Source organism: Synechocystis sp. FACHB-908 (genome assembly GCF_014698595.1).
Taxonomy (GTDB): domain Bacteria; phylum Cyanobacteriota; class Cyanobacteriia; order Cyanobacteriales; family Microcystaceae; genus Synechocystis.
Genome location: NZ_JACJTH010000038.1, coordinates 28,837 through 54,699, shown reverse-complemented (window position 1 = coordinate 54,699; position 25,863 = coordinate 28,837). Strand labels below are relative to the sequence as shown.

Below are 25,863 nucleotides of genomic sequence, written 5' to 3'. Positions count from 1 at the left end.
AAAAACTTCTGCAATTTTACTGTTCCACTTCGATAATTTCCGTATATTCGTTGCCTTCCTCATCTTCCACAATGGTGACTTGATTGCCTTCTTCATCCGTGACACTGACGGCGGTATTACCATCATCATCAGTGCAAACCGCAACGCCCATGCCATCTTCTTCATAGGCTTCGCATTCTACTTCCTGGGCCATACCGGGCATAGCTCCGCTAAAAAGAGCAAAAGAGCCAACTATCAAGCTGCCACCAATCATTGCGGGGAAGTTTTTCATAGGTTTAGGTTTGTTGTGAAGGGGTCCAAAAAATTCGGAAAACTGGCTGAAAACGCTTAACTAATCTGCGCCCAGTCTAACATAAACTTGATTCAAGGAGTGCAAATGCAAAACTATCATAGACAGGAAAAATAAGAGTCGGCAGCGACCTTAACTGTTCATTACATTTTTCGGAGTACAAGAACCCCCAGTCTAGCTCAGCAGTTTCTATTTCTAAAATCGGCAAAACCCAACTGCACCAAATTAGAAACAGTCAGGTCTTAAATTTTTTTGTGTATGGTTTCTAGTCTTCTTTGACAGTGCAAATGCCGTTAGCACCTCTTTTACCTGTATAGCTAATCGTTACCGTGTCGTCCTCATTAATAGCCACCGAAACGACAACGTCAGAATTAGCACCTTGGGACAATTTCGCCTCATAATATGCAGGCTTTTTAACAATTAACTGAGCTTTTTTACCGTTGATAAAAATAGGTCCGCCCTGATCAGCATGAACCTCAATTTCTCCGGGGCAAGTGGCATTAAACAGGGGAATAGCTGCAAAACTTGGTAAACACCAGGCGATCGCCCCTGATATAGATAGAATCAGTGCAGAAACAGTTCTAGAGAATTTTTTCATTGTTGTTTTGCAGTGCAAAATTTTGTGAATTATGACAAGTGTTTAAGGTATATCTTCTGCGAAGCTATTCGCCTCCGTCAGCAAAAATAATAAAGTCACTGCGTATCCAACCGACAGCTTTCGATTTAACAAATTTAACTTCACACCAATTCAAATCACTATTTTGGGTGTCCTTATCTTGAACACACTTGATGACTTCAACTTTGTCACCGGGTAGTCCATACTGAGGAGCACTGGATTTGATAGTAGGCTGAGTTCTCACATTAATACGAGTATTGGGATCTGCTGCCCTGAGGGTAGAAATTCCCCGGGCAAGGGCAGGAACGCCCAAGCTCGCCAAAGCAATACCTAGCAAAAAGGCCGACCCAAGCTTGTCCAAAGTCATTGGATATAGGTTGATGGTTAATTATTTTTCAACTGTAACAGTATTTATTTTTACGGTGAGTTATCTTAATAAAATCTTAACTAACTTCAATCGAATACAAACTCAACTAGAAGAGGGTAGATAAATACCAACAATTAAGTGAGTTAACTGTGTTTAACTACCCTTTTTCTTGGTCGACTTAAAAACCAATGGTGGGGGGCCGTAAAGCAGTGACTTCCAAGGGTGAAAGGTTAGCCTGTTGGACCAAACTCGGCACAGATCGCCGGGCGGTTTGCACCAATTGATTAATGGTGGGATCGTAAATCTGGGTAATGAGCTTGGGATAGAAACCAATGCCAATAATGGGCACGAGCAGACAACCAATAATGAAAACTTCCCGAGGTTCCACGTCCACTAGATTAGTGTGATTTACCAACTCCTCGTTTTCGGGACCGTAAAGCATTTCCCGGAGCATGGAGAGTAGATAAATGGGGGTCAAAATTACCCCAACTCCCATAAGGACAACCACAATGGTGCGGAAAACTAGGTTATAAGCATCGCTGGTGGCAAAACCCACAAACACCATTAATTCCGCCACAAAGCCACTCATCCCCGGTAGAGCCAGGGACGCCAGGGAACAAGCTGTCCACATGGCAAAACCTTTTTTCATCTTTTGGCCAATGCCCCCCATTTCATCCAGCATCAGGGTATGGGTCCGGTCATAGGTAGCTCCCACCATAAAGAACAGACTGGCCCCAATCAAACCGTGGGAAATCATTTGTAACATGGCCCCACTCATGCCCAGGTCAGTGAAAGATGCTAAACCGATCAGGACAAAACCCATGTGGGAAATGGAAGAATAGGCAATTTTTCGCTTCAGATTTCGTTGGGCAAAGGAGGTGAAAGCAGCATAAATAATGTTCACCACCCCAAGAATCACCAAAACCGGGGCAAATACGGCATGGGCATCGGGGAGCATCCCCACATTCATCCGCAGCAGGGCATAACCTCCCATTTTCAACAGAATGCCCGCCAGCAACATGTGGGCCGGCGCAGTGGCTTCCCCGTGGGCATCGGGTAACCAGGTATGGAGGGGAAAAATGGGCAACTTAACGCCGTAGGCAATTAAAAAGCCAGCGTATAGCAATAATTGCAGGTTAACGGGAATGTCCTTAGCGGCGATCGCCGACATATCAAAGGTATTAACGTCACCGTAGAAAGCCAGAGTCAGCCCTGCCAGCAGGATGAATAAAGACCCCCCCGCAGTGTAGAGAATAAATTTCGTTGCGGCGTAGAGGCGTTTTTTGCCGCCCCAGATGGAGAGAATTAGATACACTGGCACCAACTCCAATTCCCAGACTAGGAAAAAGAGCAAAATATCCTGCACCGCAAACACGGCAATTTGCCCACCGTACATGAGCAACATCAGGAAATAAAATAGCTTTGGCTTCAGAGTCACCGGCCAGGCGGCCATGGTGGCCAAGGTGGTGATAAAACCGGTGAGAATGATCAACGGCATGGAAAGGCCATCGGCCCCCACCGACCATTTGAGATCAATCTGGGGTAGCCAGGTGTAGCTTTCCACCAATTGCAATCCCGGTTCGCTCAGGTCAAAACCACTGTAGAAGGCATAAACGATCAGGGCAAAGTCTACTAGCCCCACCGCCAGGGAATACCATCTAACAGTTTTACCGTCCTTGTCGGGGATAATGGGAATGAATAAAGCCGCCACAATCGGCAAAAGGATGATCGTGGTCAGCCAGGGAAAAGTGTTCATACTACCCAGATAGTCTTTACAGACAATAATCTAGCAGGGATTTTTCCGGTCGGGCCCGCAGAAAAGATTAATTTTTCCTAACTTTTTCTAAGTTGCGGGTAGGCCAGTGGCGATCGCCGCCAGTCTAACTTTTGTTCACACCCAGGTTTTTTTCTATGGTTTAGATTCGCTTTACCTTTGCTTTAAGCTCTGTTGAAGCGGTTTTTCTTGGTTACAAGCTCAAAGTCACTCTAAAGATGTAACAGAATTTGAAGTTATGGCGTTTTTTCCGAAAGGAAATTCAGGTGTGGGGTAAACTAGCCCATAATCCTGACAATATTATTTTTTTCGACTTTACGGAGAACCCTCGGTTAAGGAGCCGATAGTCAATGTCCCATAGTGTAAAAATTTACGATACCTGTATTGGTTGTACCCAATGCGTCCGGGCTTGCCCCCTCGATGTTCTAGAAATGGTGCCCTGGGATGGTTGTAAAGCCGCTCAGATCGCCTCCTCCCCTAGAACCGAGGATTGTGTTGGCTGCAAACGTTGTGAGACCGCCTGTCCCACAGACTTTTTAAGTATCCGAGTTTATTTGGGTGCCGAAACCACCCGCAGTATGGGTTTAGCTTACTAAATCGTATAGATCTGGTAACTGGCCCCGCCATTATTCCAATTTTTGATCAAACTTTGACAGCTTTCGAGCTGGGAAGGCCCCTGGGGTCTTCTTTTTTATTTGTTTGTTTGTCAACATTCAATCTAAGTTTGTTCACCTGCACGAAATAATCCGAAAGTTAATGTTTTTACCAGAGCGGCGATTTTCGACCAAAGCTAGGCTTGACGGGGGGATTACCATAGAATATAGTCTACCGACTGAGTAAATATACCTGAGGATAATCACCCATGCTGGCCGGGAACTATCAACCCCCTGCGTCCCTATCGGATCGTGAATTGGAAATTTTAGACCTAGTGGCGATTGGTCTGACCAACCAGGAGGTGTCAGAACGTTTGGAGATTAGTAAAAGAACAGTGGATAACCATGTCAGTAATATTTTGACCAAGACCAACACGGAAAACCGGGTGGAATTGGTGCGCTGGGCCCTGCAATGGGGCAAGGTTTGTCTCAATGATGTCAACTGCTGTATATTACCGGGCCAAGGCAGTGGGTCTTAGATTGGTATGGTGAATTGGATGGATTGGCCATTTTCCTGAAGAAGCCTAGCTATGGTTACTACTCCAGTAAAGACACTATCCTTAGCAGAATTCATGGCATTGCCGGAGACTAAACCTGCCCAGGAATACATTAATGGTACTATTCGAAAAAAGCCGATGCCCAAAGGTAAGCATAGCCTCCTGCAAACCTTATTATCGGCAAATTTAAATCGAGTCTTCAGTCCCCAAAGGCGGGCATTAGCTCTTTCGGAACTGCGCTGTACCTTTGGCGATCGCTCCATTGTGCCGGACATTGCTGTGTTTACCCAAGACCGCATTCCCCGTGATCATTCAGGAGAAATTGCGGACCTATTTGACTTGGCCCCTGATTGGACTATTGAAATTCTTTCCCCTGACCAAAGTCCAGTACGAGTAATTAAAAATATTTTGTACTGTCTGGAGCATGGAACCCAGATGGGCTGGCTCGTAGATCCAAAGGAGCAAACCCTACTGGTTTATCGGCCCGATAAGCAGGTCCAGATCGTTGATGAAGCACCTGAAGTTATACCAGTTCCAGCCTTTGCTGAAGATTTCCAAGTCACCGTTGGTGAGCTTTTTGCCTGGCTAATGTGATTGGCTGAGTTATGGGAGAAAAATTTAATTTTTGTAAATTTTGTTAAAATTTAGATTCGTTCATTTTTGACCGATCACAACGCTAAGGCGATCGCCAGGGAACTTTTTCTGGGTCAGAGCCCGGCTTTGGTGTGTCGATTATTTTGATTTTTCCGCATATCCGCAATCTATGATCTTCTCCTTGCACCATGAAGCCCCCCACTTACAACGCACTACTACTGGTAGATGGTTACAACATCATCGGCCAATGGAATCACCTGAAACAAACCCGTGAACGCTTTGGGCTGGAGATGGCCCGGCAAACCCTAATTGATGAACTGATTAGCTACAGCAGTCACCAAGGCTATCAAACCCAAGTGGTTTTCGATGCTCAGTACCAACAAAGCCCTGCTAGCCAAGAGCATCCCAGCCCCCACCTTTCCATCCACTACACTGCCTGGCTCCAGACTGCCGATACGTTCATTGAAAAGCGTTGTGCCCATTATCGCCGTCACACCTATGAGTATCCCGGTCGGGTAATTGTCGCCACCTCCGATCGCGCTCAGCAATTAACCGTGGTGGGTTACGGTGCAGAATGGATGTCGGCCCATCTTCTGGCCCAGGAGGTGGATCAAAGTCGAGCTCAAGTTCGCCAACAGGCTAAACAGTACGGCAAAAAGAGTCAACGGCGATCGCCAAAGGGTAAACCCTTGGGGGAAAAGCAACGGGGCTGGGTGCACAAATTAGACCCATCAGTGCGGGAAAAGCTTAGTCAATGGCGTTATGGCGTCGATTAGTGGGGCAATGGAAGATTGGGTTTCTGCCCCGGACCGGTTTAGGAATGGGGAATTTAGCAACATCTTAGTTAAAATAACTGATAATCTTCCCCACTCCTTACCCCCCTCAAGCACCTTGGTTAACTTGACTCCCCCCCGTAAAGCCGGCCACTGGCGCCTGTGGCAAAGACAAATCCGCTATCTATACGTCAAGCTATTACGACTACAGAGTACTCCCCATGCCTTGGCCCGGGGTTTGGCCGTGGGTTCCTTTGCTGGGATGTTTCCCTTTTTCGGTCTGCAAACGGCGATCGCCTTGGTGCTGGCCATTCCCCTACGAGGCAATAAAATTGTGGCAGCGGGGGCCACTTGGATCAGTAATCCTTTGACCTATGTGCCGATTTATTGGTTTAACTATCGTCTGGGGCTATTGCTGTTGCAACGGGAAGGCATCCCCTTCAGCGAATTAGATTGGCAGTCAACCGAGTTACTAAAGTATGGTGGCGATGCGGCGATCGCCCTGTTTGTGGGATCGTTGGTGGCAGGGGCTGGGGTGGGCTTAACAGCCTATGTCTTTGGCTTGAGAAGCTTCACTTGGCTGGCCATCCGTAAACAGAGGTCGAAGATTCGCAGTCGTTAGTTCCTCATATAGTTCAAGGGCCATCGGTGCGATAAACCAACTTTTGCCAGGCTAGGCGGGCCGCACCGATCATGCCAGCTCGGTTACCCAGTTGGGCCACCAAAATTTTTAATCCCCGACGGGAAGGTAATAGCACCCTTTCCTCAATTTCCGATGCCATGGAGGGAAAAAAGTAACTGGAGCTGGCGCTTAGCCCTCCCCCAATAATTACTGCCTCTGGGGTCAACACATAGACCAAGTTCGCAATGCCCATGCCCAACCGCTGGCCGAACTTTTCCCAGTAGGCGATCGCCTCCGCATCCCCCTTGGCGGCCAATTGGGCCAATTCCAGGCCGGTCAAATTCATTTCCCGCCGTAGGGTTTGGGCAGAAGCATGTTGCTCCAAAGAACCCCGATTGCCGCTATTGCAAGGATAGCCTTCCGTTTCAATGGAAATTAGTCCCAATTCCCCCCCGGCTCCTTGGGGCCCCGTAAACAATTTGCCATTTAAAAACACCGCCCCCCCCACCCCCGTGCCCAGGGTAAGCAAAATAAAATTACGATAATCCCTGCCCGCTCCGAGCCAAGCTTCCCCCAAGCCAGCACAATTGGCATCATTCTCCAATACCGTCGGCAACTGTCCATGGTCTTCCAACCAATCCGCCAAAGGAATGTCGTGCCACTGGGGCAAATTAATTGCCAACTGGGCCACCCGTCCTGCTGCGTCCGCTGGTCCCGGCATCCCAACACCGATCGCCACACAAGCTGAATTTTTCAACAGGTCAATACCATGGGCCAACTGAGCATAAACTGCCTTGGGTAAAGCCGGTTGGGGGGTGGGCAAAACCAAGGACTCGGTGCAATCTCCATTGCTCAGGAACCGGCCAAACTTAATGGAAGAACCACCAATGTCAATGCCGATGACTTCACGATGTATGGAAGAGGGAGAACTCATGCCATTAAGGGAAAATTGGGAAAATCTTGCTAATTCTACCCCCCAGGGGAGCCATACCAGCACGGGCTGGCAACACCACAATGGGCCTCACCCATACTCCTCCAACTGTTAAACACAGGTAAAAAGAACCCTTTGGTTCAACAACCGCTTGCTAATTAACCAATTCCTTGCCCAAGCTAGTGAGCAAATTACCGCAGGCATCTTCTAGCAAATCAATCACATGCTCAAAACCAGCCTGCCCGCCATAATAGGGGTCGGGAACTTCCCGATCGCCAAATTTTTCGGTGTAATCGCAGATCATTTTTACTTTATGGTGATATTGCCCTGCTGGATCCTGGGCTAGAATATTGCGGTAATTATCCCCGTCCATAGCTAGAATTAAGTCAAATTCTGCAAAATCTTCGGGAAAAAACTGTCTAGCTCTTCCCTGCACCCGATAACCCCGTTTTTTCAAGCTTTCTGTCATGCGGCGATCGGGGGAATCTCCCACATGGTAGCTGGAAGTACCGGCAGAGTCGCAAACAATTTTTGCCCCCAAGCCTGCTTGGTCAATCTGGGCGTTCATGATATTTTCCGCCGCTGGCGATCGACAAATGTTACCTAAACAAACAAATAACAATTTCATGGGCAAAAGGTCGAAATCAAACGGATTTTGAACGGATTATCCGGCAAATTTATCCTTCGCTGGGGCGAGAACGGGCAATTTGCACGCTCAGGAAAATCACCGGCAACATCCCCGCCAGAATAATGGTCAGGGCTGGAGCAGCGGCTTCAATCAGTCTTTCATCGGAGGCATATTGGTAAACTCGGATGGCGAGGGTGTCAAAGTTAAAGGGGCGAATTACCAAGGTAGCGGGCAATTCCTTCATGACATCCACGAATACTAACATCACAGCGGTGAGCAGACCGCCGGTCATGAGGGGAGTGTGTACTTGCCAGAGAATTTGGCTGGGGCTTTTGCCCAAACTACGGGCCGCATCGTCCAAAGTGGGTTTAATTTTGCCCAAACTGCCTTCCAAGGAACCCAGGGCCACAGCCAAAAACCTGACCAGATAGGCGTAGACCAGGATGGCAATGGTACCACTCAGCAGAAGACCAATTTTTACGCCCCACATATTTTCCCACCAATCAGCCAGCCAATTGTCAAAGTTGCCCGCTGGAATCAGCACCCCCACCGCAATGACAGAACCAGGGATGGCATAGCCCATGGAAGCAACTTTGACGGCAAAGGAAGTGAGGGGTTGACGGCTCAACCTTTGGCCATAAACCAGGATTAAACCAATTACTAAGGCGATCGCCGCGGTGAGGAAGGAGAGAATTAAACTGTGGGAAGCCAGTTGAAAGAAGTTATTGTTACGGACCTCCTGGGCATAGGAAACGGTGAGATATAAAAGATAACTGGCGGGAATTAAAAAGCCCAGTAGGAAAGGAAAAAGACAAAAAGCTAATGCCCCGATCGCCCTTAGGCCCCGGAGTTGATAACGGGGGAGATTTTGGTGGGGACTGCTAGATTGATAAAACTTGGCTTGCCGGCGGGACCAGCGTTCCAGTACTACTAACAAGAAGACAAAAATCATTAAAAAGGCGGCCAGTTGGGTGGCCCCTTGCCTTTCCCCAAAGCCGAACCAGGTGGAATAAATACCTGTGGTGAAGGTATTAACGCCAAAATATTGCACTGTGCCAAAATCGTTCAGAGTCTCCATCATCACCAACGCCAAGCCAGCGGCGATCGCCGGTCGAGCCAGGGGTAAAGCCACCCGACTGAAACTTTGCCAAGGATTACAACCCAGGGAACGACTAGCTTCTAAGGTGCAAACTCCCTGTTCTAAAAAAGCAATGCGGGCCAACAGGTAAACGTAGGGATAGGACACCAACGCCAAAATGGCGATCGCCCCCCAAAGGGAACGGATCTGGGGAAACCAATACTCAGGGGCGGATTGCCAACCGAAGATGGAGCGTAGTAGGGTCTGTACGGGGCCGTAAAAGTCCAAAAGATTGCTATAACCGTAGGCCAACAAATAGGCCGGGGCGGACAGGGGCAACAATAAAGCCCATTCTAGCCAGCGGCAACCCGGAAATCGACACATGGTCACAAGCCAAGCGGTGCCCACCCCTAACACGAAAACTCCGGCTCCCACCCCCAGCATCAGGGCTAAAGAGTTACGGATATATTCCCCCAGCACCGTTGCCCAGAGGTGACTGAAAATTTCCCCCTGCCAGGAAAAAATGCCTAGAAAAACAAAAATTACCGGCACCGCAATCCAAACGGCAATCAGCAAACTGGTCAGCACCCAAAAATTAAGCAATACCTTGGGAGGAGAGGGGAGAACGGTCAAAAAATTAAACACGGCAAATCAAACACAGGGGCAAAGCAAATTCTTCCGGGTCAGGAACACTAGGCCGTAACAGGGAAAATTAACTGCTGGGGGGATCAGTGGGTTTAAACGGGTCTCCCCCAATGCCCAATTCCTTTTTGCTTTCCTTAAGACTCTTCCAAAGTTGCTTAATGCGCTCGTAAGCTTCCATCGTCTCGATTTTACCCGCTGTCTCTAGGTTACAAATAACGCTCACCTTTTGGGCAAATTCTTGCAAATTTGCGTTGAAAACCAGCTTCTCCGGTTTGAAATCCCCATAATATTTGCTTTTGGGATACAGAAATGCGTCTTTTTCCGGATTATCAGTCATATCATCTCTTCGACGGACAAGAACAGTACCCATTGTAAAGGTATTGACCGTTTTCCGGGGTTGACCGAAGGCAAAGGTATGCTTAATTGAGACCAGATAATGCCAAGGGAACTCTAGACTCGTTTCCCTAACCTTGACCACCCCGAGCTGCAACTCTCCCTCCAGCCATGGCATTGGCCCCCAACTGGCACAATTGTAATTAATCTTCTAAGGTTTGTCCCATTGTGTTCACTGGCATTATCCAATCCCTCGGTTATCTTTCTGCTCAGCGGGCCGATCGCCTGGAAATTTCCCTTAGCCCCAACGATGCCCAACGGGTTTTGGGGGATATGGCCCTAGGGGACAGCATTGCTGTAGATGGGGTTTGCCTCACCGTAGAGGCGATCGCCCACCAGGGATTTTTTGCCGACGTTTCCCCCGAAACCTTACAACGCACTACCTTAGGACGGGCTAAGGAAAGGCGCACAGCGGTCAACATTGAAACTTCCCTCCGGGTGGGGGGAAAAGTGGGGGGGCATTTTGTTTCCGGCCACGTGGACGGGGTAGGGCAATTATTGAGCAATGAACAAATCAATAACGCCTGGTTGCTCAGCTTCGGCTCAGTGGGCAGTTTACAGAAGCAATGGCAGGAATATTTAGCTCCCTATTTGGTGCCCAAGGGTAGTATTGCCGTCAATGGCATCAGTTTAACCGTGGCGGATTGCGGCGAAGACTGGTTTAACGTGGCCGTGATTCCCCATACCTACAGCGAAACTAATTTGCAGTTATTGCAGCCGGGGGATTGGGTCAATTTAGAGGGGGATATTTTGGGTAAATATGCGGCCCGATTTTTGTCCCGGGGTCGGGCCATGGGTCAAACAAAGGACATCGATCTAGCCTTTTTGGCGGAACATGGCTACGGCTAAGAAAGTGTTTGAAAAGTGCAAGGCTAGGTATTTATCCCCCTAAATCGACCCACTAAAGCTCCGGCAATACTGGGGGAGTTTCACTCAGTTTCCCCCCAAATTTGGGGGGTCAGGGGGGCTTTTGAAACATGCTCTAAGAATTTTGGGATCAGAAATTGCCTTTTAAATTCAAATTTAATCAAATTAAATTGCCTTTGCTCCACCCAATTGTTTTGCTAGGCTGGGGAAAAATATTGCAAAATTTGCCTAGACTTGCTCCTATGTCTTCTTTCCTCGTTTTTAGCTGGCGGCGATGGTTACAAATACTCATCCTGGCGATCGCCTTGGTGTTGCTCTGGGCGCCATCGGCCTTGGCCCAAGCCAATACGGTGAACTATACCTACGGAGATCTGGCCCGATCAGATTTTTCCCACCAGGATTTGAATAAGGCGGTATTTGCGGCGGCGGATTTACGGGAAAGCAATTTTGAGGGCAGTGATCTCAGCTTTTCCATCCTCACCGATGCAGTTTTTCTCCATGCCAGTTTACGGGGAGCGAATCTAAGTGGTTCCCTCGTAGACCGGGTTACCCTGGATTTTGCCGACCTGCGGGACACTATTTTCACCGAGGCGATCGCCACCCGCACCCGTTTTTACGACACCGATATCACCGGGGCCGACTTCAGCGATGCGGTGATTGATGCTTACCAAGTCAAGCTGATGTGTGAACGGGCGGAGGGAGTTAATCCAGTGACAGGGGTAGCTACCAGGGATAGTTTGGGTTGCAGATAGTTAAAAGTGTATAAAAATTGTTAATTTAAGTTGAAAATCCTGGAGTAAAATTGCCAATATTTTGGCAAATTGTCTGGGCTATTTTAAATTTTAAAGCTTTTCAACAATATTCTCCCAATCACTATAAATTGCCCCCTGACCCCGATAAATCCCTTCGCCGTCGTAGAGATTCCAAACGGTAACATTTTTAATCCAAAAGCGGCCACCACCCTTGGCAATGCGTATACCTTGGTAATTTTCAATAAAACCTTGGCGGCTGACGGTATCTAACAATTGTTGCCTTTCCGTTTGATTAGGAAGTTCTGCGGACTGACGGGATGGCAATTGACAAAATTCTACCCAGGGAAATTCAAATAATTTTTGGGCAGTAAGATTAGCATAATTAAAAATTGGGTCAGGCTCTATGCCATGGGAAACTACTACGTAGGGAGCTTCATAGACGGCCTGGGCTAGGGCCACCCCGGTTAATCCGCTGGGCCCAAAGGTTTTACCAGTTAAGCGCTCATAACTTTGACGTAGTAAATTAATATGGTCTAAATAAAACTGATTACTAGCATCGGGAACTGGACGAATCATGAAATTTATTTTGAGCTTAACTAAGATTGATCAATAGGGTTGCATCATTAACTATTTTTTATGCCAATGCCGTCCCCCAAATAATTAACACTTAAAACGGTAATAAAAATAGCTAAGCCCGGAAAAACTGCCATCAATGGTGCCGTTTCCAAATAATCCTTGGCGGTGTAAAGCATCTGGCCCCAGGTGGGCACATCGGGGGGAAATCCTAAGCCTAAAAAGCTCAAAGTTGATTCGGTAATAATGGCATTGCCGACGGCCAAACTAGCGGCCACAATGATTAAATTCAACACATTGGGTAACAAATGTCGCCAAATAATATGGTTAGAACCTGCCCCCATGGCGATCGCCGCTTTGACAAATTCCATTTCCCGTAGGCGCAAAATATTGCCCCGTACCAACCGAGCCACACTCATCCAATTGAGCAAACCAATCAGTAAAACCACCAAGATGAAAATACCTTTTTCGGGGGAAGTAGCCCTGGTGACCGGCTCCCGAAATAAATAGACCACCAGTAGCACTAAAGGTAATTGGGGCAGGGCTAAGAATAAGTCCGTAATCCGCATTAAAATCACGTCCCACCACCCCCCAAAATAACCGGCGATCGCCCCGATTAAGGTGCCTAAGGTGAGAGACACGGCCATGGCACTGAGGCCCACTGCTAGAGAAATCCGGCCACCAATAAGTAACCGAGCCAATTGATCCTGTCCTAAATCATTAGTTCCTAGGGGATGTTGCCAACTAGGGGGCACCGCTGTTTGGCTAAAATCAATTTGGTCAATGGGAACTCGATAAAAGATTGGACCAAAAACCACCGATAAAACAATTATGATCAGGGTGATTAGGCTCAAGGAAGCTAGTGGCTTTTGGAAAATTTTTCTTTGTAAGTTAATGGCCACACTTTGACCGGAAAGGGGAAAAGTTTTAGTCATAGGCTAAGCAGACGCTAACAATTTGCCAGGGATTAACATGGTTATTATTTTCCTCTGGTTGGGCTTCCTCCAACAAATTTAGCCTTGTTTTAACCCTATGGTCAAAAGCTGTGATTACTTCTAATTGGGCTGATTCTCCTGACATTTCGTAACATCGCAATACCCATTGATCAGGATAATCTTCCCTTAACTTCAGAGCCATTAAACAAAGATTATCGCTGCCAAGGTTTAACCAGGGCTCTCCCGGAGATAATAATTTTTGACTTGATAAGGGGTTGAAATTTTCAGGAAAATAGGTCCGCAAAGGACGATGGATACCATAACCCACGGCTACCGTTTTTGCCGATTGCCAATTTCCTTGATGGGGATAAAAGTAATAACTAAATTTATGTTTACCCCGGTCAGCGCTTGGATCTGGCCACACGCTACTACGCAGAAGAGTTAAGCGCATTAAATTATCTTTCACATCACAACCATATTTACAATTATTAAGCAAACTAACCCCATAATTTTCCGTTTGATCAGTTAAGGAAAACCAATGTTGGTGGGGTACTTCCCATTGGGCTTTTTCTGTCTCAGTTTGGGGATTAGTTGGGCGATCAACCACAGCACAAGGAGCTTCCGTAGTAAAAAATTCACTTTGCAAAGCGATCGGAAAAGCTGCTTTCACCATCACGTGGGTTTCTTGCCAATCCACTTCAGTTTTAATTTCTAGTAATGGAGAATCTTTGGTTAAGCAATAGTCCTGGGTAAAAACCGATTGCTGAAATTTTTTGACCACCCTTAAGCGCCAATGCAGGGGACCTTGTTCCAGCCATTGGTAATTGATCAATTTTGCAGAAGATAAAGGATATTGCTCGTAATTGGGATCAATATTCCAGGCATCCCAATATTGCCCTTGGTCGCGGAAAAATTGTAGCTGATTGCCATGGCCAGCCAAAACTTGGCGTTGGTTAGCTAAGTCATAAATGCTGGCTATTTCCCCATTATCCAAACTAATTTCAACTTTGAGTAAACCATTATTCAAAATAGGGTCTTGACTGAAAGATTCAAGTTGCTGACTGTTGGATAAAGGCTCTTTTGTTTTTAACCAATAGTACTTACAAGTCAAAGGTGGCGAGTCAACTAAAAATATTAGACTACCTTCCGCTGTAATTTGACTATTAACCAACGTTTTTGTTTGACCATCATAAACTTGATAATGCTTGCCTTCTTGAATGGGAATTTCCACAAGCTGACTTTGTGACCAATGGAGAGGATTAAAAACTAATAGTGGTGTCTCTCGTTCGGTTGAATCATGGTGATAACTAGGATAATTAATCTGATCACTGAGATGTTTTAGTGCTTGATTAATGATTTTATTAGTAGTTTGGTAAACTTCTTGCCAAGCTTGATTAGCAGTAACAAAAACCTCAGGAATAGAAGTCCCTGGCAAAATATCGTGGAACTGGTTTAGTAAAACTTTTTTCCAAGCTAGTTCTAGTTTTTCTTTGGGGTAGCTATAGCCGCCTAACCAATTAGCAAAACTACTCCAAAGTTCTGCTTCATAGAGTAAATGTTCACACTGGCGATTATAAAGTTTTTGGTCAGCATGAACAGTAAAACAGCCCCGATGCAATTCCAAATATAATTCCCTTTCCCAAATAGGAAAAGACTGATCTGATTGTAACTTCTGTTTAATGCCAGCTAAAAAATGTTCAGCCTTGGCTGTGTTAATAGTTGGGAAAAATTCCGAATTTTGCCACCGTTCCTTCATCTCCCACATATCCCGACTGGGGCCACCGCCATGGTCTCCCACCCCCGGCAACCAAAGACATTCCTTAAGTCCGGTTTGCTCTTGCCAACGATTAGCATAATTAGCCATAGGTAAGGGTTGATTATCCATTACTCCAGCTAGGTTGGGGGGAGACATTACTGTGAAAATTTCTGTCCCATCCGGCGATCGCCAGTGGAAAGCCCCATGGGGAAAGGAATTAGTATCGTTCCAGTGGAGTTTCCCAGTAACAAAATAATCGATCCCACTTTGATGAAAAATTTGGGGCAACTGACCACAAAAACCAAAACTATCGGGAAGCCAAGCAACTTTGCTAATTTGACCAAACTTTGCTTCAAAATACCTCTGGCCATAAAGAAATTGACGGGCTAAGGATTCACCGCTAATAATATTTACTTCTGGTTCAACCCACATGCCTCCTAAAAGTTCCCAGTTTCCTTTTTTAATTGCTACTTGAATTTGCTCAAATAATGCCGGTAGATGCTCTTCAATCCATTGGTATAAAACCGGACTGGTGTGGCCAAACACTAAATCAGCAAACTCTGTTTGTAAATTAATGACTGATTGAAAAGTTCTTTCTCCTACTTCCCAAGTCTCCTCCAACTGCCATAACCAAGCCATATCTAGATGGGCATGCCCTAGTAAATTTATTTGTTGTTGTTTTAGTCCTTCAGTTAACAGTAGTAACCGCTGGCGAAGTTGCAGTAATGATTGATCAAATTGTTCTTGATCTGAAATTTTATTCCAAGTAATTGCTTCTAAAGTTTTACTTAATTGAGCTAGTCTTTCTGATTCAAATTGAGCTAAATATAAGCTTAGAACTTCAATTTCGTCAGCAATAAAACCCGGATCTAGGTCAGGATATTTCCGCTCAAAAATTAATTGGGACTGCATCAATCCACCAATGTCATGGCCGGAACTAGTTAACTTTAAAGCTACGGTAAATGTTCGACCAATTTGGGAGTTATCAGTTAACAAAACTCTAGCTTTAGAATCAAATAAATCCCCAGCTTGAACTAACTCGCCATTAACAAAAATTTGAGCATCCTTGGCCCACCAAGTTAAAGCTAACCGCAATGTCAAACCATCTAAAGGATAGTCCGCCAAAGCTTTAGGCACGGTAAAAGTTTGGGCAAACCATTGGGTTTTTTCGCCTTTTTCCCAAATTAAATAACCCTTCTCGTTAACTTTACCCAATGGATAAGTTTGCCAATCAGAAATCTCCCAAGGCGCACCAGGTAAGCAATACCAATGGCTTTGACAATTTTGCCGACATAAACGCCTTAGTTGTTCCAGCACCAGGGCGATACTAATTTCCGGCAGTAAGGGACTCAACGATTCTGTCATTACTCGTCTGCACTTAGAGCGGCCAAATCTAGCAACACTTCTCCCCTTATCAACCTTTGACTGGCTTCCAATAAAGTTTCCTCAATGTAGGGCTTCACAAAGTATCCCTTGGCGCCTTTTTCTGCTGCCATGCGCTGCATTTTTTGTGCTCCCCGGGAGGTAATCATGGCCACTGGAATACGGGAAAGGTTGGGATCTTCTTGAATGCGCTCCAATAATTCCAGACCGTTCATGCGGGGCATTTCAATGTCACAGAGAATCAAATCACAGGGTAAGCCAGACTTGAGTTTTTCCCAGGCATCCTGGCCATCCCGAGCAGTTTCTGTATGGTAATCGGCTTTTTTAAAGGTCATAGAAAGCATTTCCCGCACCATCACCGAGTCATCAATAATTAACACCGTCGAACGTAGGGTACCTGGATTACTTCTCACAATGGTGGGAGCTTCTTCGGAGAAGTTGCCTCGGGCTTTTTTGAAGCGAGAAAGAATGGAATTAGTTTTGCGGGTACTGCCGGGGAGTAACACCTCCCCATTCAACATCCGGTTGGCCGCGTCCAAAATGTCTTTTTCTGTATAGGGCTTGGTGAAATAGCCCGTTGCCCCCAGCTTGGCCGCCACTTTACGATGGCGATCGGCTCCCCTGGAAGTGAGTAAGGCCACTGGAATGGAAGATAGTTCTTCGTCTGCTTGCAGTTCCGATAACAATTCCAAGCCATTTTTGCGGGGCATTTCAATGTCACAGAAGACCAAGTCACAGGGCAGACCAGACTTGAGTTGATCCCAGGCTTCCTGTCCATCCCTAGCCTGTTCTACCCGGAAACCAGCTTTTTTGAAACTGAGGGAGAGCAATTCCCGCACCGTGATGGAGTCGTCCACAATTAGCACAGTGGGGTCCATGTGGACTTCATTGACCGTGGGGGTCAGGGTTTTGCGCCATAGTCCACCACTGCTGTCAGTGCGGAGACGACCCTGGGCAATTTCGATCAGTTCCAAAACATCGGCAATGGGCATGATGCTACCATCCCCCCGCACGGTAGCCCCGGCAATGCCTGGAGGTTTGGGAATGGGCCCTTCAATTTGCTTGATAACAATTTCTTCTTCCCCTAATACCTGGTCTATCTGGAGGGCTAACAGGTTACCAGAACTCCCCCGGGCAATGATGACCCGCACCACATCTTCCTCTTGCTTGCCCCCATACACACTACCCCGGCTTAATTGCCGGTTATAGTTGAGCAAATCTTTGAGGGGATAGAGCGGTAAAAGCAGGGCTTCCTTGCCGTATTTAACGCACTTTTGACCATCCTCATCGGTAACAATGTCTTTGGGCAAATAGTCCCTGGTATCTTCCACCCCGTCCATGGGAAAGGCGATGCGAGCCCGATCGCTCAGGCAACAAAGGGCTTTGCAAATGCTCAGGGTGAGGGGCAAACGAATGGTAAAAGTGGTGCCCTTGCCCACAGTGGATTCAATGTTGATGGCTCCGCGAATATCGATCAGACTGGTGCGTACCACGTCAAGACCTACTCCCCTACCGGCAAAGTCGTCCGCTGTGTCCTTGGTGCTAAAACCAGCATGGAACAGGAGGTCATAAACCTCTGACTGGGATAGGCTCTGGGCCTCCATACGGCTAATGAGCCCTTTTTCCACTGCTTTTTGTTTAACCATTTCCGTGTTGATCCCTGCTCCATCATCGGAGACGGTGATCAGGGTTTGGTTGCCCTGGAGAAAGGCCCGCACTGCTAGATGCCCTTCGGGGGATTTGCCTAATTTTTGTCGTTCTGCTGGGGTTTCAATACCGTGGGTGATGGCATTGTTAACCAAATGGGTCATGGGATTGTAGAGGTGCTCCAAAATCATTTTGTCGATGAGCACGTCGCCCCCTTCCACCTCTAGGTTGACTTTTTTATTCAATTTCATGGACACTTCCCGGATGGCCCGTGGCAGGCGATCGGCGGTTTGGGTAAAGGGCACCATGCGAGATTTGGTCATTCCCTCCTGTAACTGCGTAGTCACCTGCCGGAGGGTTCGGGCCACCTGATCTGTCTCGTCCACCAAGTACTGAATATCCGACGCAGATTCCCGCACCCGCACAATTAACTCGATCATCTCCTGGGAAAGCAGGTGAAATCCGGTAAATCGATCCATTTCCAGCGCATCCAAAGGCTGGTCATTCATGGTCGAGGAACTAGAGGCCGTGATCCTGGCATCGGGGTAGGTGGTTTTCGAGGAGTGGTGACGGCTGTTGGTGCTGCGGCTGGCTAAAAGGGCCCCTTCCAACAAAGTTCTTTCGTATAAATCCTGCATCCGCCCCCCCACATCGCTGAGGTTTTGGGCTTGGTTGAGCAGATTATCCAAAAACTGTCGTAAACGCTCCTGATCCTGTTCAAGGCGATTCCGTTTGACCACTAGCTCCCCGATCAGGTTACTGAGGTTGTCAAGTTGTTTGATGGGCACCCGCATAGTTTGCTCAAAACTACGGGATTTAACCTGCCTAGGTCGAGCGGGCAGCCGAGCCCCTCCCATGCCGGCTATGCCCCCCCCCAGACTGCTATCCGCTTGCTCTAATAATGCTTCTAAGTCTTTGAATTCATCCTCGTCTTCCTCCATAGCCACCGGTAAACGAAAAGGATGGCTGATGGTGGCAAAAGATTTTGGGGCTGGGGTATCGATTAAAGTCTCTAGTTCGGTAAAGGAAAATTCTTCGTCCAGGACAGGGGCATTAATCAATCCGTCTAAGTCATCGATCGCCGCAAAAAGCAGGACCTCATTTGTCAATGGAGTTACCCGATCAGCCCCAGCAAAGGAGTGCAAACCAGGGTTGGTAATGGCGGGCTCGACGTCCCCTACTCCTAGTAAATCCTGCAATTCGGCTAGGTCATTGTCATCTAGGCCACCAGCGGTCTGGTAAGCGGGGGCATTGGTCTCAGGAATGGAAGCCAGGGGATCAGCTTCCATCATCTGGTCGATTTCTAGCCAACTGGAGCTTTCAAAGGGATCGATCGCCGTTGTGGGGGCATCCTCATCGGTAAAGAGAGCGTCTAGTTCCGCTTCCGGGGAATTAAAATCTAGGGTCATGCGGACCGGCGGATCTTCCTCTCCAGAGGACGGCGAGCCAAACCCTTCACCCTGGATGACGGTGGGTTCTCCCTCAAATAAATCGCCAAAATCCAGTTCTTCAATCCCACTGTTAGTCTCCTCACCGGCAATGAGGGAAGTAAAGGCGTCATCCCCCTCTTCCTCCTCAAACCAATTTTCAAATGCCTGGGCTGGATTGGGATCGCTAGTCATTGCTTCTTGCTACTCTTCCACACGGTATCCAAATTCTAACAACTGCTGGCGAGACTGCCGCCATTTTGGTTCAACTTTCACAAATAGTTTTAAATAAACATCCCCGGAAATTAATTTTTGAATTTGTTGCCGGGCCGCAGTGCCGATCGCCTGAAGCATACTACCTTTTTGGCCAATGATAATGCCCTTTTGGGAACCTCTTTCCACTGTGATGGCGGCAAAAACATTGGTGCGTTCGGGCGTTTCTTCCACCTTCTCAATGGCGATCGCCACGGAGTGAGGCACCTCCTGGCGGGTGAGCAACAAAATCTGCTCCCGAATTAACTCGGCCATAATGAACCGTTCCGGCTGGTCGGTGACCAAATCCGGCGGATAGTAATAGGGGCCAGGATCCAGTCTTGCCTCCAAGGCACTCTGAAAATTGCTTAAACCTTCCCCCGTCAAAGCAGAAAATTTAAAGCAGGGCCAACCATGGTTTTCTGTCAGGGTTTCATAGCTAGCGTTAAGTTCTTCCCGCTGGTCTGGGGGCTGTTGGTCCTGTTTATTGAGTCCTACCACCACCGGCCCGTCAGTTTTTTGCAGCAAATCCACCACAAACCGGTCTCCCCGTCCCAAAGTTGCACTGCTGTCCACAAGAAAAACGACTAGATCAACGCTATGGATAGCTTGGATCGCATTTTTTACCAGCACCCTTCCCAACTCATGGTGGGGTTTGTGAATACCAGGGGTATCGAGCAAAATTATCTGACTGCTGGGGGTGGTGATAATGCCCTGTAAGCGGTTGCGAGTGGTTTGGGCTACGGGGGAAGTGATGGCAATTTTTTGTCCGACCAATTGGTTCATCAAAGTTGATTTACCCACATTGGGACGGCCGACAATGGCCACAAAGCCGGAACGAAAACCCGCAGGAGCCTGGGGAATAGTTGCAATGGTTGCGGTGGTGTTGGGAATATCCATTGAAAAAATCAAGCCTAAAAATTCCTTAGTTTATGGAGGGTCAAGCGGAAAAACGTTAAAAACTCCACTGAGTTAATCAACCAGAGGAAAAAGTCAAGGAGGTAAACTATCCGCCTGGAAAACGGCTTGCCAGCTTGACAAAAAAATATGTTGGGTTAACCCCACTGTGCCATTCGGTAATCCTTCATCTTGGCCCTTGTGGAATCCCTTAATGATTCGTCATCATGGTGATATTGATTTTTTGGGTATCTTTTTAGCTATGCGGCTGTAGGAGCGTGGTATTGGTTTCGGCGGTAACGCCCCAGCCTAGAACCACAAAAATTATTATTTATTCCCGAACCTTGTCACCATTTGCGGCGTCTAAAGGCCCACTCGTTAGGACACGGTGTAAAAAAAATTGACGACTGCACTACCCTATTCTCCACCATCAATGACTTAGTCTAAGACATTTTTGGGAAAGATGGTAACAGTGACAGTTATTCTGTTGCTCTTCATTAAGGAGTCATTCCGAATGCCCACCGCCAATCTCTCCTCCCCTACCTCCCCCCCCACTTTCACCGCCGATATGGTGAGGTCCTATCTCCATGAAATTGGTCGGGTACCCCTGTTAACCCATGAGCAAGAAATTATCCTCGGTAAACAAGTCCAACAAATGATGGCCCTGCTGGAGCACAAGAAAGCCCTGGCTGACAGATTGGGCCGAGAGCCCTCCGACCCGGAATGGGCGGAAGCGGCGGATTTGTCGGTGACGAAATTACACCGCTATCTGGGCCAAGGGGAACGGGCCAAACGGAAAATGATTGAAGCTAACCTCCGGTTGGTGGTGGCGATCGCCAAGAAATATCAGAAGCGCAATATGGAGTTTTTGGATTTGATCCAAGAAGGTAGCCTGGGTTTAGAACGGGGGGTGGAAAAATTCGACCCCACCAAGGGTTATAAATTCTCCACCTATGCCTACTGGTGGATTCGCCAAGCCATCACCCGGGCGATCGCCCAACAGGGCCGGACTATCCGTTTGCCCATTCATATCACTGAAAAGTTAAACAAAATCAAAAAAACCCAACGGGAACTTTCCCAACAATTGGGCCGCAGTGCCACCCCCGCCGAAGTAGCCAAGGCTCTGGAAATTGACCCTAGTCAAATTCGCGAGTACCTCAGTCTGTCGCGCCAACCCATCTCCCTCGATGTGCGGGTGGGGGATAATCAGGACACAGAATTGTCCGAACTCTTGGAGGACGAAGGGGTTTCCCCCGATGCTTACATCACCCAGGAGTCCATGCGTCAAGACCTGCAAAATTTACTGGCGGAATTAACACCCCAGCAACAGGCTGTGCTGACCATGCGTTTTGGTCTTAACGATGGCCAAGAGCTATCTTTGGCTAAAATCGGCCAGCATCTCAACATCAGCCGGGAAAGGGTCCGCCAATTAGAAAACCAAGCCCTTGCGCAACTGAAGCGTCGGCGGGCTAATATGGCAGAGTATATTATCGCCAGTTAGTTGCCCAACTACGGTGCCACTCGGCCAGCATCTGGCCAAGCTAAATAGGACTGAGTTTTTTTCCCTCTGCCATGGTAGGGGGAAATTTTTTTTTGTCGGGCAGGGGGGAGTGGAGGGCTGTTTCGAGATCAGCTTTGCCCAGCCGTTGCTCGAGAATATTCATCACTTCTCGACCGAAATCATTGGGATTTTGTTGCCAAGCCTGGAGGCAAACTTCGCCGAAAAACGAGCCGAGGGGTTCTGGATTCCAGAGTAATTTTTTGGCGGTCCAGGGCATCATGCTCATGGGGTCATAGCCTGGTTTGAGAATTTCCTTGTCCAGGGCATAGGTTTCCAGATGGGTGTGGGGCTGTAGCCCAATGAAGAAAATGGCTGGTTCTACTTTGTCTGCCCCAAAAATAGCTTCTAACTCCCGATGGTAGGCAATGGTTTGGCGGATGGTGTCTAGGGTTTCATCAATAACATTGAAGGAATAATTGACGGAAACCAAATCATTAAAGCCTGCCCCCTTTAGATCCCGACAATTCTGTAACACGGTGCGGAGATTGTAACCCATGCGCATTTTGCGTACCAATTCCTGGGAACCACTGGTGATACCAATTTCAAAGTAGTTCATCCCCGTTTGTACCATCAGTTCACACAACCGAGGGGTTAAATTGTCAGCTCGGATATAGGCAGCCCAATGGATATCCTCCATGCCCGACGCGGCGATCGCCTCCAGCAATTCCACCACATCATCTATAAAAACCCTAGCCGGAATAAATTGAGCATCGGTGAACCAAAAATTGCGAATGCCCCGGTCATAAAGTTGCCGCATTTCCTTGACCACTTCGGCGGCGGGATTAATTCTGACCTGTTTCCCTTCCACCACGGTGTAAACGCAGTAACAGCAATTGTGGGGACAACCCCGCTTAGTTTGTACCCCTAGGTAAAAATCATCCTCCTGGAGGTAATAGTCAAAGGCCGGCCAAATTTGCTCGATGTAGTCATAATCACAGGCAGTTTTTACCATGGGGGAGGGCTGTTCATGGATTAACCGGGGCCGGGGCTGACTGCGGCCGACTATGTAACACCGTTCGTCTTCAATGGTTTGCCCCCGTAGATATTTTTCTAACAGGGTTTCCCCTTCTCCCACAGACACAATGGTGCCCGCTGGCAACTTGGTTTTTAACTGTTCGTAAAAAACACTAACTGCTCCGCCCCCGACAATGATTTGGGGATCACTGCAATAACGCTTTGCCCTCCGCAATCCCCGGTTTATTAGTCTTAAATTACGCCATAATTCGCCGTAATAGGCACTGGTAACTTTCAAACCACCTAAGGCTCCCCTCAGCTTCACCAAGGGATTTTTTCCGTAGTAAAACTCAAACGCGTTCTGCAGGGGATTACCACCCCTACCCCCCACCGGAGCATAGATTTGAATGTCCCGCCAGGAAAAAACCAAAATTGTCGGCTGAAATTCATCAATACATTCATCAAGGGCCCGGTTGAAATCCAGGGGAGGAATGGTGCCTAAATCGAAAATCCGCTGGGCGGTCGCCGGAAAACATTTATGGACATGGTCCGCCAGATAAATCACCCCAATGGGGAAAATCGGGTTACAGGGAAGACGAACGTACAAAAGGCGATCGATCATGGCGTTGGGGCACTGGTAGGGTGAGATCAGCAACGGGAGGGACTACCCCCACTTACTCACAATTGTAATATATCTTAACGATTGCTCGGAGCCGCCACCCTCAGCATTCTGACCGTTCTAGCCCCAAGTAATCACCAACGCCAAAGTGCAATGCCTCGGAAAAATTTTCTTGAGTCCAGGGACAAAGCCAGAGTCAAAAAATTTGATTGTAATTATCTTTACAGCGGATCGGGATCAGCGGGTGTTAGCTTTGTCCAGAATAGTTAAAAGACCTTTTTTTAATAAAAATCCCATGCCTGCCATGTCCCAAATTCTTGATCCCATCCCCAACAACCAGCCATCAGCCTTATTCTGTTGCTACGTCAATGCCACCAATCAAATCCAAGTGGCCCGCATTACCAATGTCCCTAATTGGTATTTTGAAAGAGTTGTGTTCCCTGGTCAACGGTTAGTATTTGAGGCAGTGCCCAGCGCTCAGTTAGAAATTCATACTGGCATGATGGCCAGCTCGATTATTTCGGACACCATTCCCTGCGAACAACTGAGTATTGATCCCGACGGATTAGCAGCGGGCGGTTTCATCTCTCCAGAAAAAGAACACGAGTCCGAGGATATGACTTCCCAATCCTTAGTGGCTTAGCAATGAATTAATGAATTGGAATACTTAGGCCATGCCACCGGCCGGCAATGGATAGTCCACGGACAAAGCACTAAGAAAAAGGTATAGGGATGGAAAGCAGAAACTGTTAATTACTCTCTCCGATGGGTAACCACCACCGTCATATAATTGAGCGGAAAGTATGGCAACCAGGCCCTGAACTCAATTAGTGGAATAACGACGGTATGAAGATTTTATTTGTGGCGGCGGAAGTATCCCCCCTAGCAAAGGTAGGTGGCATGGGGGATGTGGTGGGTTCCCTGCCTAAAGTTCTGCATCAGTTGGGCCATGATGTCCGTGTCTTCATGCCCTACTACGGTTTCATCGGCGACAAGATTGATGTGCCCAAGGAGCCGGTCTGGAAAGGGGAAGCCATGTTCCAGCAGTTTGCTGTTTACCAGTCCTATCTACCGGACACCAAAATTCCTCTCTACTTGTTCGGCCATCCAGCTTTCGACTCCCGAAGGATCTATGGCGGAGATGACGAGGCGTGGCGGTTCACTTTTTTTTCTAACGGGGCAGCTGAATTTGCCTGGAACCATTGGAAGCCGGAAATTATCCATTGCCATGATTGGCACACTGGCATGATCCCTGTTTGGATGCATCAGTCCCCAGACATCGCCACCGTTTTCACCATCCATAATCTTGCTTACCAAGGGCCCTGGCGGGGCTTGCTTGAAACTATGACTTGGTGTCCTTGGTACATGCAGGGAGACAATGTGATGGCGGCGGCGATTCAATTTGCCAATCGGGTGACTACCGTTTCTCCCACCTATGCCCAACAGATCCAAACCCCGGCCTATGGGGAAAAGCTGGAAGGGTTATTGTCCTACCTGAGTGGTAATTTAGTCGGTATTCTCAACGGTATTGATACGGAGATTTACAACCCGGCGGAAGACCGCTTTATCAGCAATGTTTTCGATGCGGACAGTTTGGACAAGCGGGTGAAAAATAAAATTGCCATCCAGGAGGAAACGGGGTTAGAAATTAATCGTAATGCCATGGTGGTGGGTATAGTGGCTCGCTTGGTGGAACAAAAGGGGATTGATTTGGTGATTCAGATCCTTGACCGCTTCATGTCCTACACCGATTCCCAGTTAATTATCCTCGGCACTGGCGATCGCCATTACGAAACCCAACTTTGGCAGATGGCTTCCCGATTTCCTGGGCGGATGGCGGTGCAATTACTCCACAACGATGCCCTTTCCCGTCGAGTCTATGCCGGGGCGGATGTGTTTTTAATGCCTTCTCGCTTTGAGCCCTGTGGGCTGAGTCAATTGATGGCCATGCGTTATGGCTGTATCCCCATTGTGCGGCGGACAGGGGGTTTGGTGGATACGGTATCCTTCTACGATCCTATCAATGAAGCCGGCACCGGCTATTGCTTTGACCGTTATGAACCCCTGGATTGCTTTACGGCCATGGTGCGGGCCTGGGAGGGTTTCCGTTTCAAGGCAGATTGGCAAAAATTACAGCAACGGGCCATGCGGGCAGACTTTAGTTGGTACCGTTCCGCCGGGGAATATATCAAAGTTTATAAGGGCGTGGTGGGGAAACCGGAGGAATTAAGCCCCATGGAAGAGGAAAAAATCGCTGAGTTAACTGCTTCCTATCGCTAACAATCTCCCGGCAGTGAAGTAAAATCCTGAACCCTAATCCCGCTCCACTGCCGACCCCAATTCTCCTTGCCTAGGCAAATTTGAAAATTTTTTCTGATCA

At 47.8% G+C, this 25,863-nt stretch carries 24 protein-coding genes; 10 read left to right on the top strand and 14 right to left on the bottom strand.

Translation table 11 applies throughout. The annotated features are described in order from the left end of the window. Positions 1-16: 16 nt before the first annotated feature. The 4 genes from H6G46_RS14810 to H6G46_RS14795 all read right to left on the bottom strand — a co-directional run bounded on the left by H6G46_RS14810 (position 17) and on the right by H6G46_RS14795 (position 3,028). The gene (locus H6G46_RS14810; protein ID WP_010873269.1) at positions 17-271 is read right to left on the bottom strand and encodes a hypothetical protein; all 255 of its coding nucleotides are present in this window, start codon (positions 269-271) and stop codon (positions 17-19) included. Positions 272-554: 283 nt separating this feature from the next. Next, positions 555-887, bottom strand: a complete 333-nt coding sequence (locus H6G46_RS14805) for a hypothetical protein (RefSeq protein WP_010873268.1) — start codon at positions 885-887, stop codon at positions 555-557. 64 nt (positions 888-951) lie between these two features. After that, complete coding sequence (locus tag H6G46_RS14800) at positions 952-1,272, bottom strand: SH3 domain-containing protein (protein WP_010873267.1); 321 nt, start codon at positions 1,270-1,272, stop codon at positions 952-954. A gap of 178 nt (positions 1,273-1,450) precedes the next feature. Next, complete coding sequence (locus H6G46_RS14795) at positions 1,451-3,028, bottom strand: NAD(P)H-quinone oxidoreductase subunit 4 (protein ID WP_010873266.1); 1,578 nt, start codon at positions 3,026-3,028, stop codon at positions 1,451-1,453. Positions 3,029-3,396: 368 nt separating this feature from the next. Here H6G46_RS14795 and psaC point away from each other — a divergent pair, with 368 nt between their 5' ends. The 5 genes from psaC (at position 3,397) to H6G46_RS14770 (ending at position 6,185) form a co-directional block, all read left to right on the top strand. Then, entirely contained in the window at positions 3,397-3,642 is a 246-nt protein-coding gene (gene psaC, locus H6G46_RS14790) for a photosystem I iron-sulfur center protein PsaC (protein ID WP_002764973.1), read from the top strand. A gap of 266 nt (positions 3,643-3,908) precedes the next feature. Beyond that, positions 3,909-4,178, top strand: a complete 270-nt coding sequence (locus tag H6G46_RS14785) for a helix-turn-helix transcriptional regulator (protein WP_010873265.1) — start codon at positions 3,909-3,911, stop codon at positions 4,176-4,178. A 51-nt stretch (positions 4,179-4,229) separates the two neighbouring features. Continuing rightward, the gene (locus H6G46_RS14780) at positions 4,230-4,790 is read left to right on the top strand and encodes a Uma2 family endonuclease (RefSeq protein WP_010873264.1); all 561 of its coding nucleotides are present in this window, start codon (positions 4,230-4,232) and stop codon (positions 4,788-4,790) included. 188 nt (positions 4,791-4,978) lie between these two features. Next, positions 4,979-5,566 carry an NYN domain-containing protein gene (locus tag H6G46_RS14775; protein ID WP_010873263.1) on the top strand — a complete coding sequence of 196 codons (588 nt, stop codon included), beginning with the start codon at positions 4,979-4,981 and terminating at the stop codon, positions 5,564-5,566. A 115-nt stretch (positions 5,567-5,681) separates the two neighbouring features. After that, complete coding sequence (locus tag H6G46_RS14770) at positions 5,682-6,185, top strand: DUF2062 domain-containing protein (RefSeq protein WP_223211275.1); 504 nt, start codon at positions 5,682-5,684, stop codon at positions 6,183-6,185. Positions 6,186-6,198: 13 nt separating this feature from the next. On the opposite strand, the gene H6G46_RS14765 is transcribed toward H6G46_RS14770, so the two are convergent. The 4 genes from H6G46_RS14765 to H6G46_RS18300 form a co-directional block, all read right to left on the bottom strand. Beyond that, on the bottom strand, positions 6,199-7,182 hold the full coding sequence (locus tag H6G46_RS14765) for an ROK family protein (protein WP_010873261.1): 984 nt from the start codon (positions 7,180-7,182) through the stop codon (positions 6,199-6,201). An 88-nt stretch (positions 7,183-7,270) separates the two neighbouring features. Then, entirely contained in the window at positions 7,271-7,744 is a 474-nt protein-coding gene (locus H6G46_RS14760; RefSeq protein WP_010873260.1) for a low molecular weight protein-tyrosine-phosphatase, read from the bottom strand. A 49-nt stretch (positions 7,745-7,793) separates the two neighbouring features. Further along, positions 7,794-9,467 (bottom strand): ABC transporter permease subunit, encoded by a 1,674-nt coding sequence (locus tag H6G46_RS14755; protein WP_010873259.1) that lies wholly within the window; start codon positions 9,465-9,467, stop codon positions 7,794-7,796. 67 nt (positions 9,468-9,534) lie between these two features. Then, a complete protein-coding gene (locus H6G46_RS18300; RefSeq protein WP_242018645.1) occupies positions 9,535-9,837 on the bottom strand; it encodes a hypothetical protein in 303 nt (100 codons plus the stop codon). A gap of 191 nt (positions 9,838-10,028) precedes the next feature. On the opposite strand from H6G46_RS18300, the gene ribE reads away from it, so the two are divergent. Both ribE and H6G46_RS14740 read left to right on the top strand, forming a co-directional pair. Further along, positions 10,029-10,709 (top strand): riboflavin synthase, encoded by a 681-nt coding sequence (gene ribE, locus H6G46_RS14745; RefSeq protein WP_010873257.1) that lies wholly within the window; start codon positions 10,029-10,031, stop codon positions 10,707-10,709. A gap of 260 nt (positions 10,710-10,969) precedes the next feature. Further along, the gene (locus H6G46_RS14740; protein ID WP_010873256.1) at positions 10,970-11,479 is read left to right on the top strand and encodes a pentapeptide repeat-containing protein; all 510 of its coding nucleotides are present in this window, start codon (positions 10,970-10,972) and stop codon (positions 11,477-11,479) included. A 90-nt stretch (positions 11,480-11,569) separates the two neighbouring features. Here H6G46_RS14740 and H6G46_RS14735 read toward each other — a convergent pair whose 3' ends face one another. The 5 genes from H6G46_RS14735 to era are packed head-to-tail and all read right to left on the bottom strand — an operon-like array spanning position 11,570 to position 20,352. Next, a complete protein-coding gene (locus tag H6G46_RS14735) occupies positions 11,570-12,055 on the bottom strand; it encodes an MEKHLA domain-containing protein (RefSeq protein WP_010873255.1) in 486 nt (161 codons plus the stop codon). A gap of 47 nt (positions 12,056-12,102) precedes the next feature. Further along, the gene (locus H6G46_RS14730) at positions 12,103-12,987 is read right to left on the bottom strand and encodes an ABC transporter permease (protein ID WP_010873254.1); all 885 of its coding nucleotides are present in this window, start codon (positions 12,985-12,987) and stop codon (positions 12,103-12,105) included. After that, positions 12,980-16,108 carry an alpha-mannosidase gene (locus H6G46_RS14725; protein WP_010873253.1) on the bottom strand — a complete coding sequence of 1,043 codons (3,129 nt, stop codon included), beginning with the start codon at positions 16,106-16,108 and terminating at the stop codon, positions 12,980-12,982. The genes H6G46_RS14730 and H6G46_RS14725 overlap by 8 nt, the downstream gene beginning before the upstream one ends. Continuing rightward, a complete protein-coding gene (locus H6G46_RS14720) occupies positions 16,108-19,395 on the bottom strand; it encodes a hybrid sensor histidine kinase/response regulator (RefSeq protein ID WP_010873252.1) in 3,288 nt (1,095 codons plus the stop codon). The genes H6G46_RS14725 and H6G46_RS14720 overlap by 1 nt, the downstream gene beginning before the upstream one ends. 9 nt (positions 19,396-19,404) lie before the next feature. Next, on the bottom strand, positions 19,405-20,352 hold the full coding sequence (gene era, locus H6G46_RS14715; RefSeq protein ID WP_010873251.1) for a GTPase Era: 948 nt from the start codon (positions 20,350-20,352) through the stop codon (positions 19,405-19,407). Between the two features lie 460 nt (positions 20,353-20,812). Between era and H6G46_RS14710 the strand changes: the two genes are divergently transcribed. Further along, positions 20,813-21,850 (top strand): RNA polymerase sigma factor, RpoD/SigA family, encoded by a 1,038-nt coding sequence (locus H6G46_RS14710; RefSeq protein WP_010873250.1) that lies wholly within the window; start codon positions 20,813-20,815, stop codon positions 21,848-21,850. A gap of 40 nt (positions 21,851-21,890) precedes the next feature. Here H6G46_RS14710 and H6G46_RS14705 read toward each other — a convergent pair whose 3' ends face one another. Beyond that, positions 21,891-23,486, bottom strand: coding sequence for a photosystem II high light acclimation radical SAM protein (locus tag H6G46_RS14705; RefSeq protein ID WP_010873249.1), 1,596 nt, complete (start codon positions 23,484-23,486; stop codon positions 21,891-21,893). A 145-nt stretch (positions 23,487-23,631) separates the two neighbouring features. Here H6G46_RS14705 and H6G46_RS14700 point away from each other — a divergent pair, with 145 nt between their 5' ends. Then, positions 23,632-24,126 (top strand): DUF1830 domain-containing protein, encoded by a 495-nt coding sequence (locus H6G46_RS14700; RefSeq protein ID WP_010873248.1) that lies wholly within the window; start codon positions 23,632-23,634, stop codon positions 24,124-24,126. Between the two features lie 203 nt (positions 24,127-24,329). Beyond that, the gene (gene glgA, locus H6G46_RS14695; RefSeq protein ID WP_010873247.1) at positions 24,330-25,763 is read left to right on the top strand and encodes a glycogen synthase GlgA; all 1,434 of its coding nucleotides are present in this window, start codon (positions 24,330-24,332) and stop codon (positions 25,761-25,763) included. Positions 25,764-25,863: the final 100 nt, after the last annotated feature.

Excerpts from the sequence above, each read along its gene's own strand:
- H6G46_RS14810 (WP_010873269.1), bottom strand. The coding sequence starts at position 271 with ATGAAAAACTTCCCCGCAATGATTGGTGGCAGCTTGATAGTTGGCTCT.
- H6G46_RS14805 (WP_010873268.1), bottom strand. The coding sequence starts at position 887 with ATGAAAAAATTCTCTAGAACTGTTTCTGCACTGATTCTATCTATATCA.
- H6G46_RS14800 (WP_010873267.1), bottom strand. The coding sequence starts at position 1,272 with ATGACTTTGGACAAGCTTGGGTCGGCCTTTTTGCTAGGTATTGCTTTG.
- H6G46_RS14795 (WP_010873266.1), bottom strand. The coding sequence starts at position 3,028 with ATGAACACTTTTCCCTGGCTGACCACGATCATCCTTTTGCCGATTGTG.
- psaC (WP_002764973.1), top strand. The coding sequence starts at position 3,397 with ATGTCCCATAGTGTAAAAATTTACGATACCTGTATTGGTTGTACCCAA.
- H6G46_RS14785 (WP_010873265.1), top strand. The coding sequence starts at position 3,909 with ATGCTGGCCGGGAACTATCAACCCCCTGCGTCCCTATCGGATCGTGAA.
- H6G46_RS14780 (WP_010873264.1), top strand. The coding sequence starts at position 4,230 with ATGGTTACTACTCCAGTAAAGACACTATCCTTAGCAGAATTCATGGCA.
- H6G46_RS14775 (WP_010873263.1), top strand. The coding sequence starts at position 4,979 with ATGAAGCCCCCCACTTACAACGCACTACTACTGGTAGATGGTTACAAC.
- H6G46_RS14760 (WP_010873260.1), bottom strand. The coding sequence starts at position 7,744 with ATGAAATTGTTATTTGTTTGTTTAGGTAACATTTGTCGATCGCCAGCG.
- H6G46_RS18300 (WP_242018645.1), bottom strand. The coding sequence starts at position 9,837 with ATGGGTACTGTTCTTGTCCGTCGAAGAGATGATATGACTGATAATCCG.
- H6G46_RS14740 (WP_010873256.1), top strand. The coding sequence starts at position 10,970 with ATGTCTTCTTTCCTCGTTTTTAGCTGGCGGCGATGGTTACAAATACTC.
- H6G46_RS14735 (WP_010873255.1), bottom strand. The coding sequence starts at position 12,055 with ATGATTCGTCCAGTTCCCGATGCTAGTAATCAGTTTTATTTAGACCAT.
- H6G46_RS14730 (WP_010873254.1), bottom strand. The coding sequence starts at position 12,987 with ATGACTAAAACTTTTCCCCTTTCCGGTCAAAGTGTGGCCATTAACTTA.
- H6G46_RS14725 (WP_010873253.1), bottom strand. The coding sequence starts at position 16,108 with ATGACAGAATCGTTGAGTCCCTTACTGCCGGAAATTAGTATCGCCCTG.
- H6G46_RS14720 (WP_010873252.1), bottom strand. The coding sequence starts at position 19,395 with ATGACTAGCGATCCCAATCCAGCCCAGGCATTTGAAAATTGGTTTGAG.
- era (WP_010873251.1), bottom strand. The coding sequence starts at position 20,352 with ATGGATATTCCCAACACCACCGCAACCATTGCAACTATTCCCCAGGCT.
- H6G46_RS14710 (WP_010873250.1), top strand. The coding sequence starts at position 20,813 with ATGGTAACAGTGACAGTTATTCTGTTGCTCTTCATTAAGGAGTCATTC.
- H6G46_RS14705 (WP_010873249.1), bottom strand. The coding sequence starts at position 23,486 with ATGATCGATCGCCTTTTGTACGTTCGTCTTCCCTGTAACCCGATTTTC.
- glgA (WP_010873247.1), top strand. The coding sequence starts at position 24,330 with ATGAAGATTTTATTTGTGGCGGCGGAAGTATCCCCCCTAGCAAAGGTA.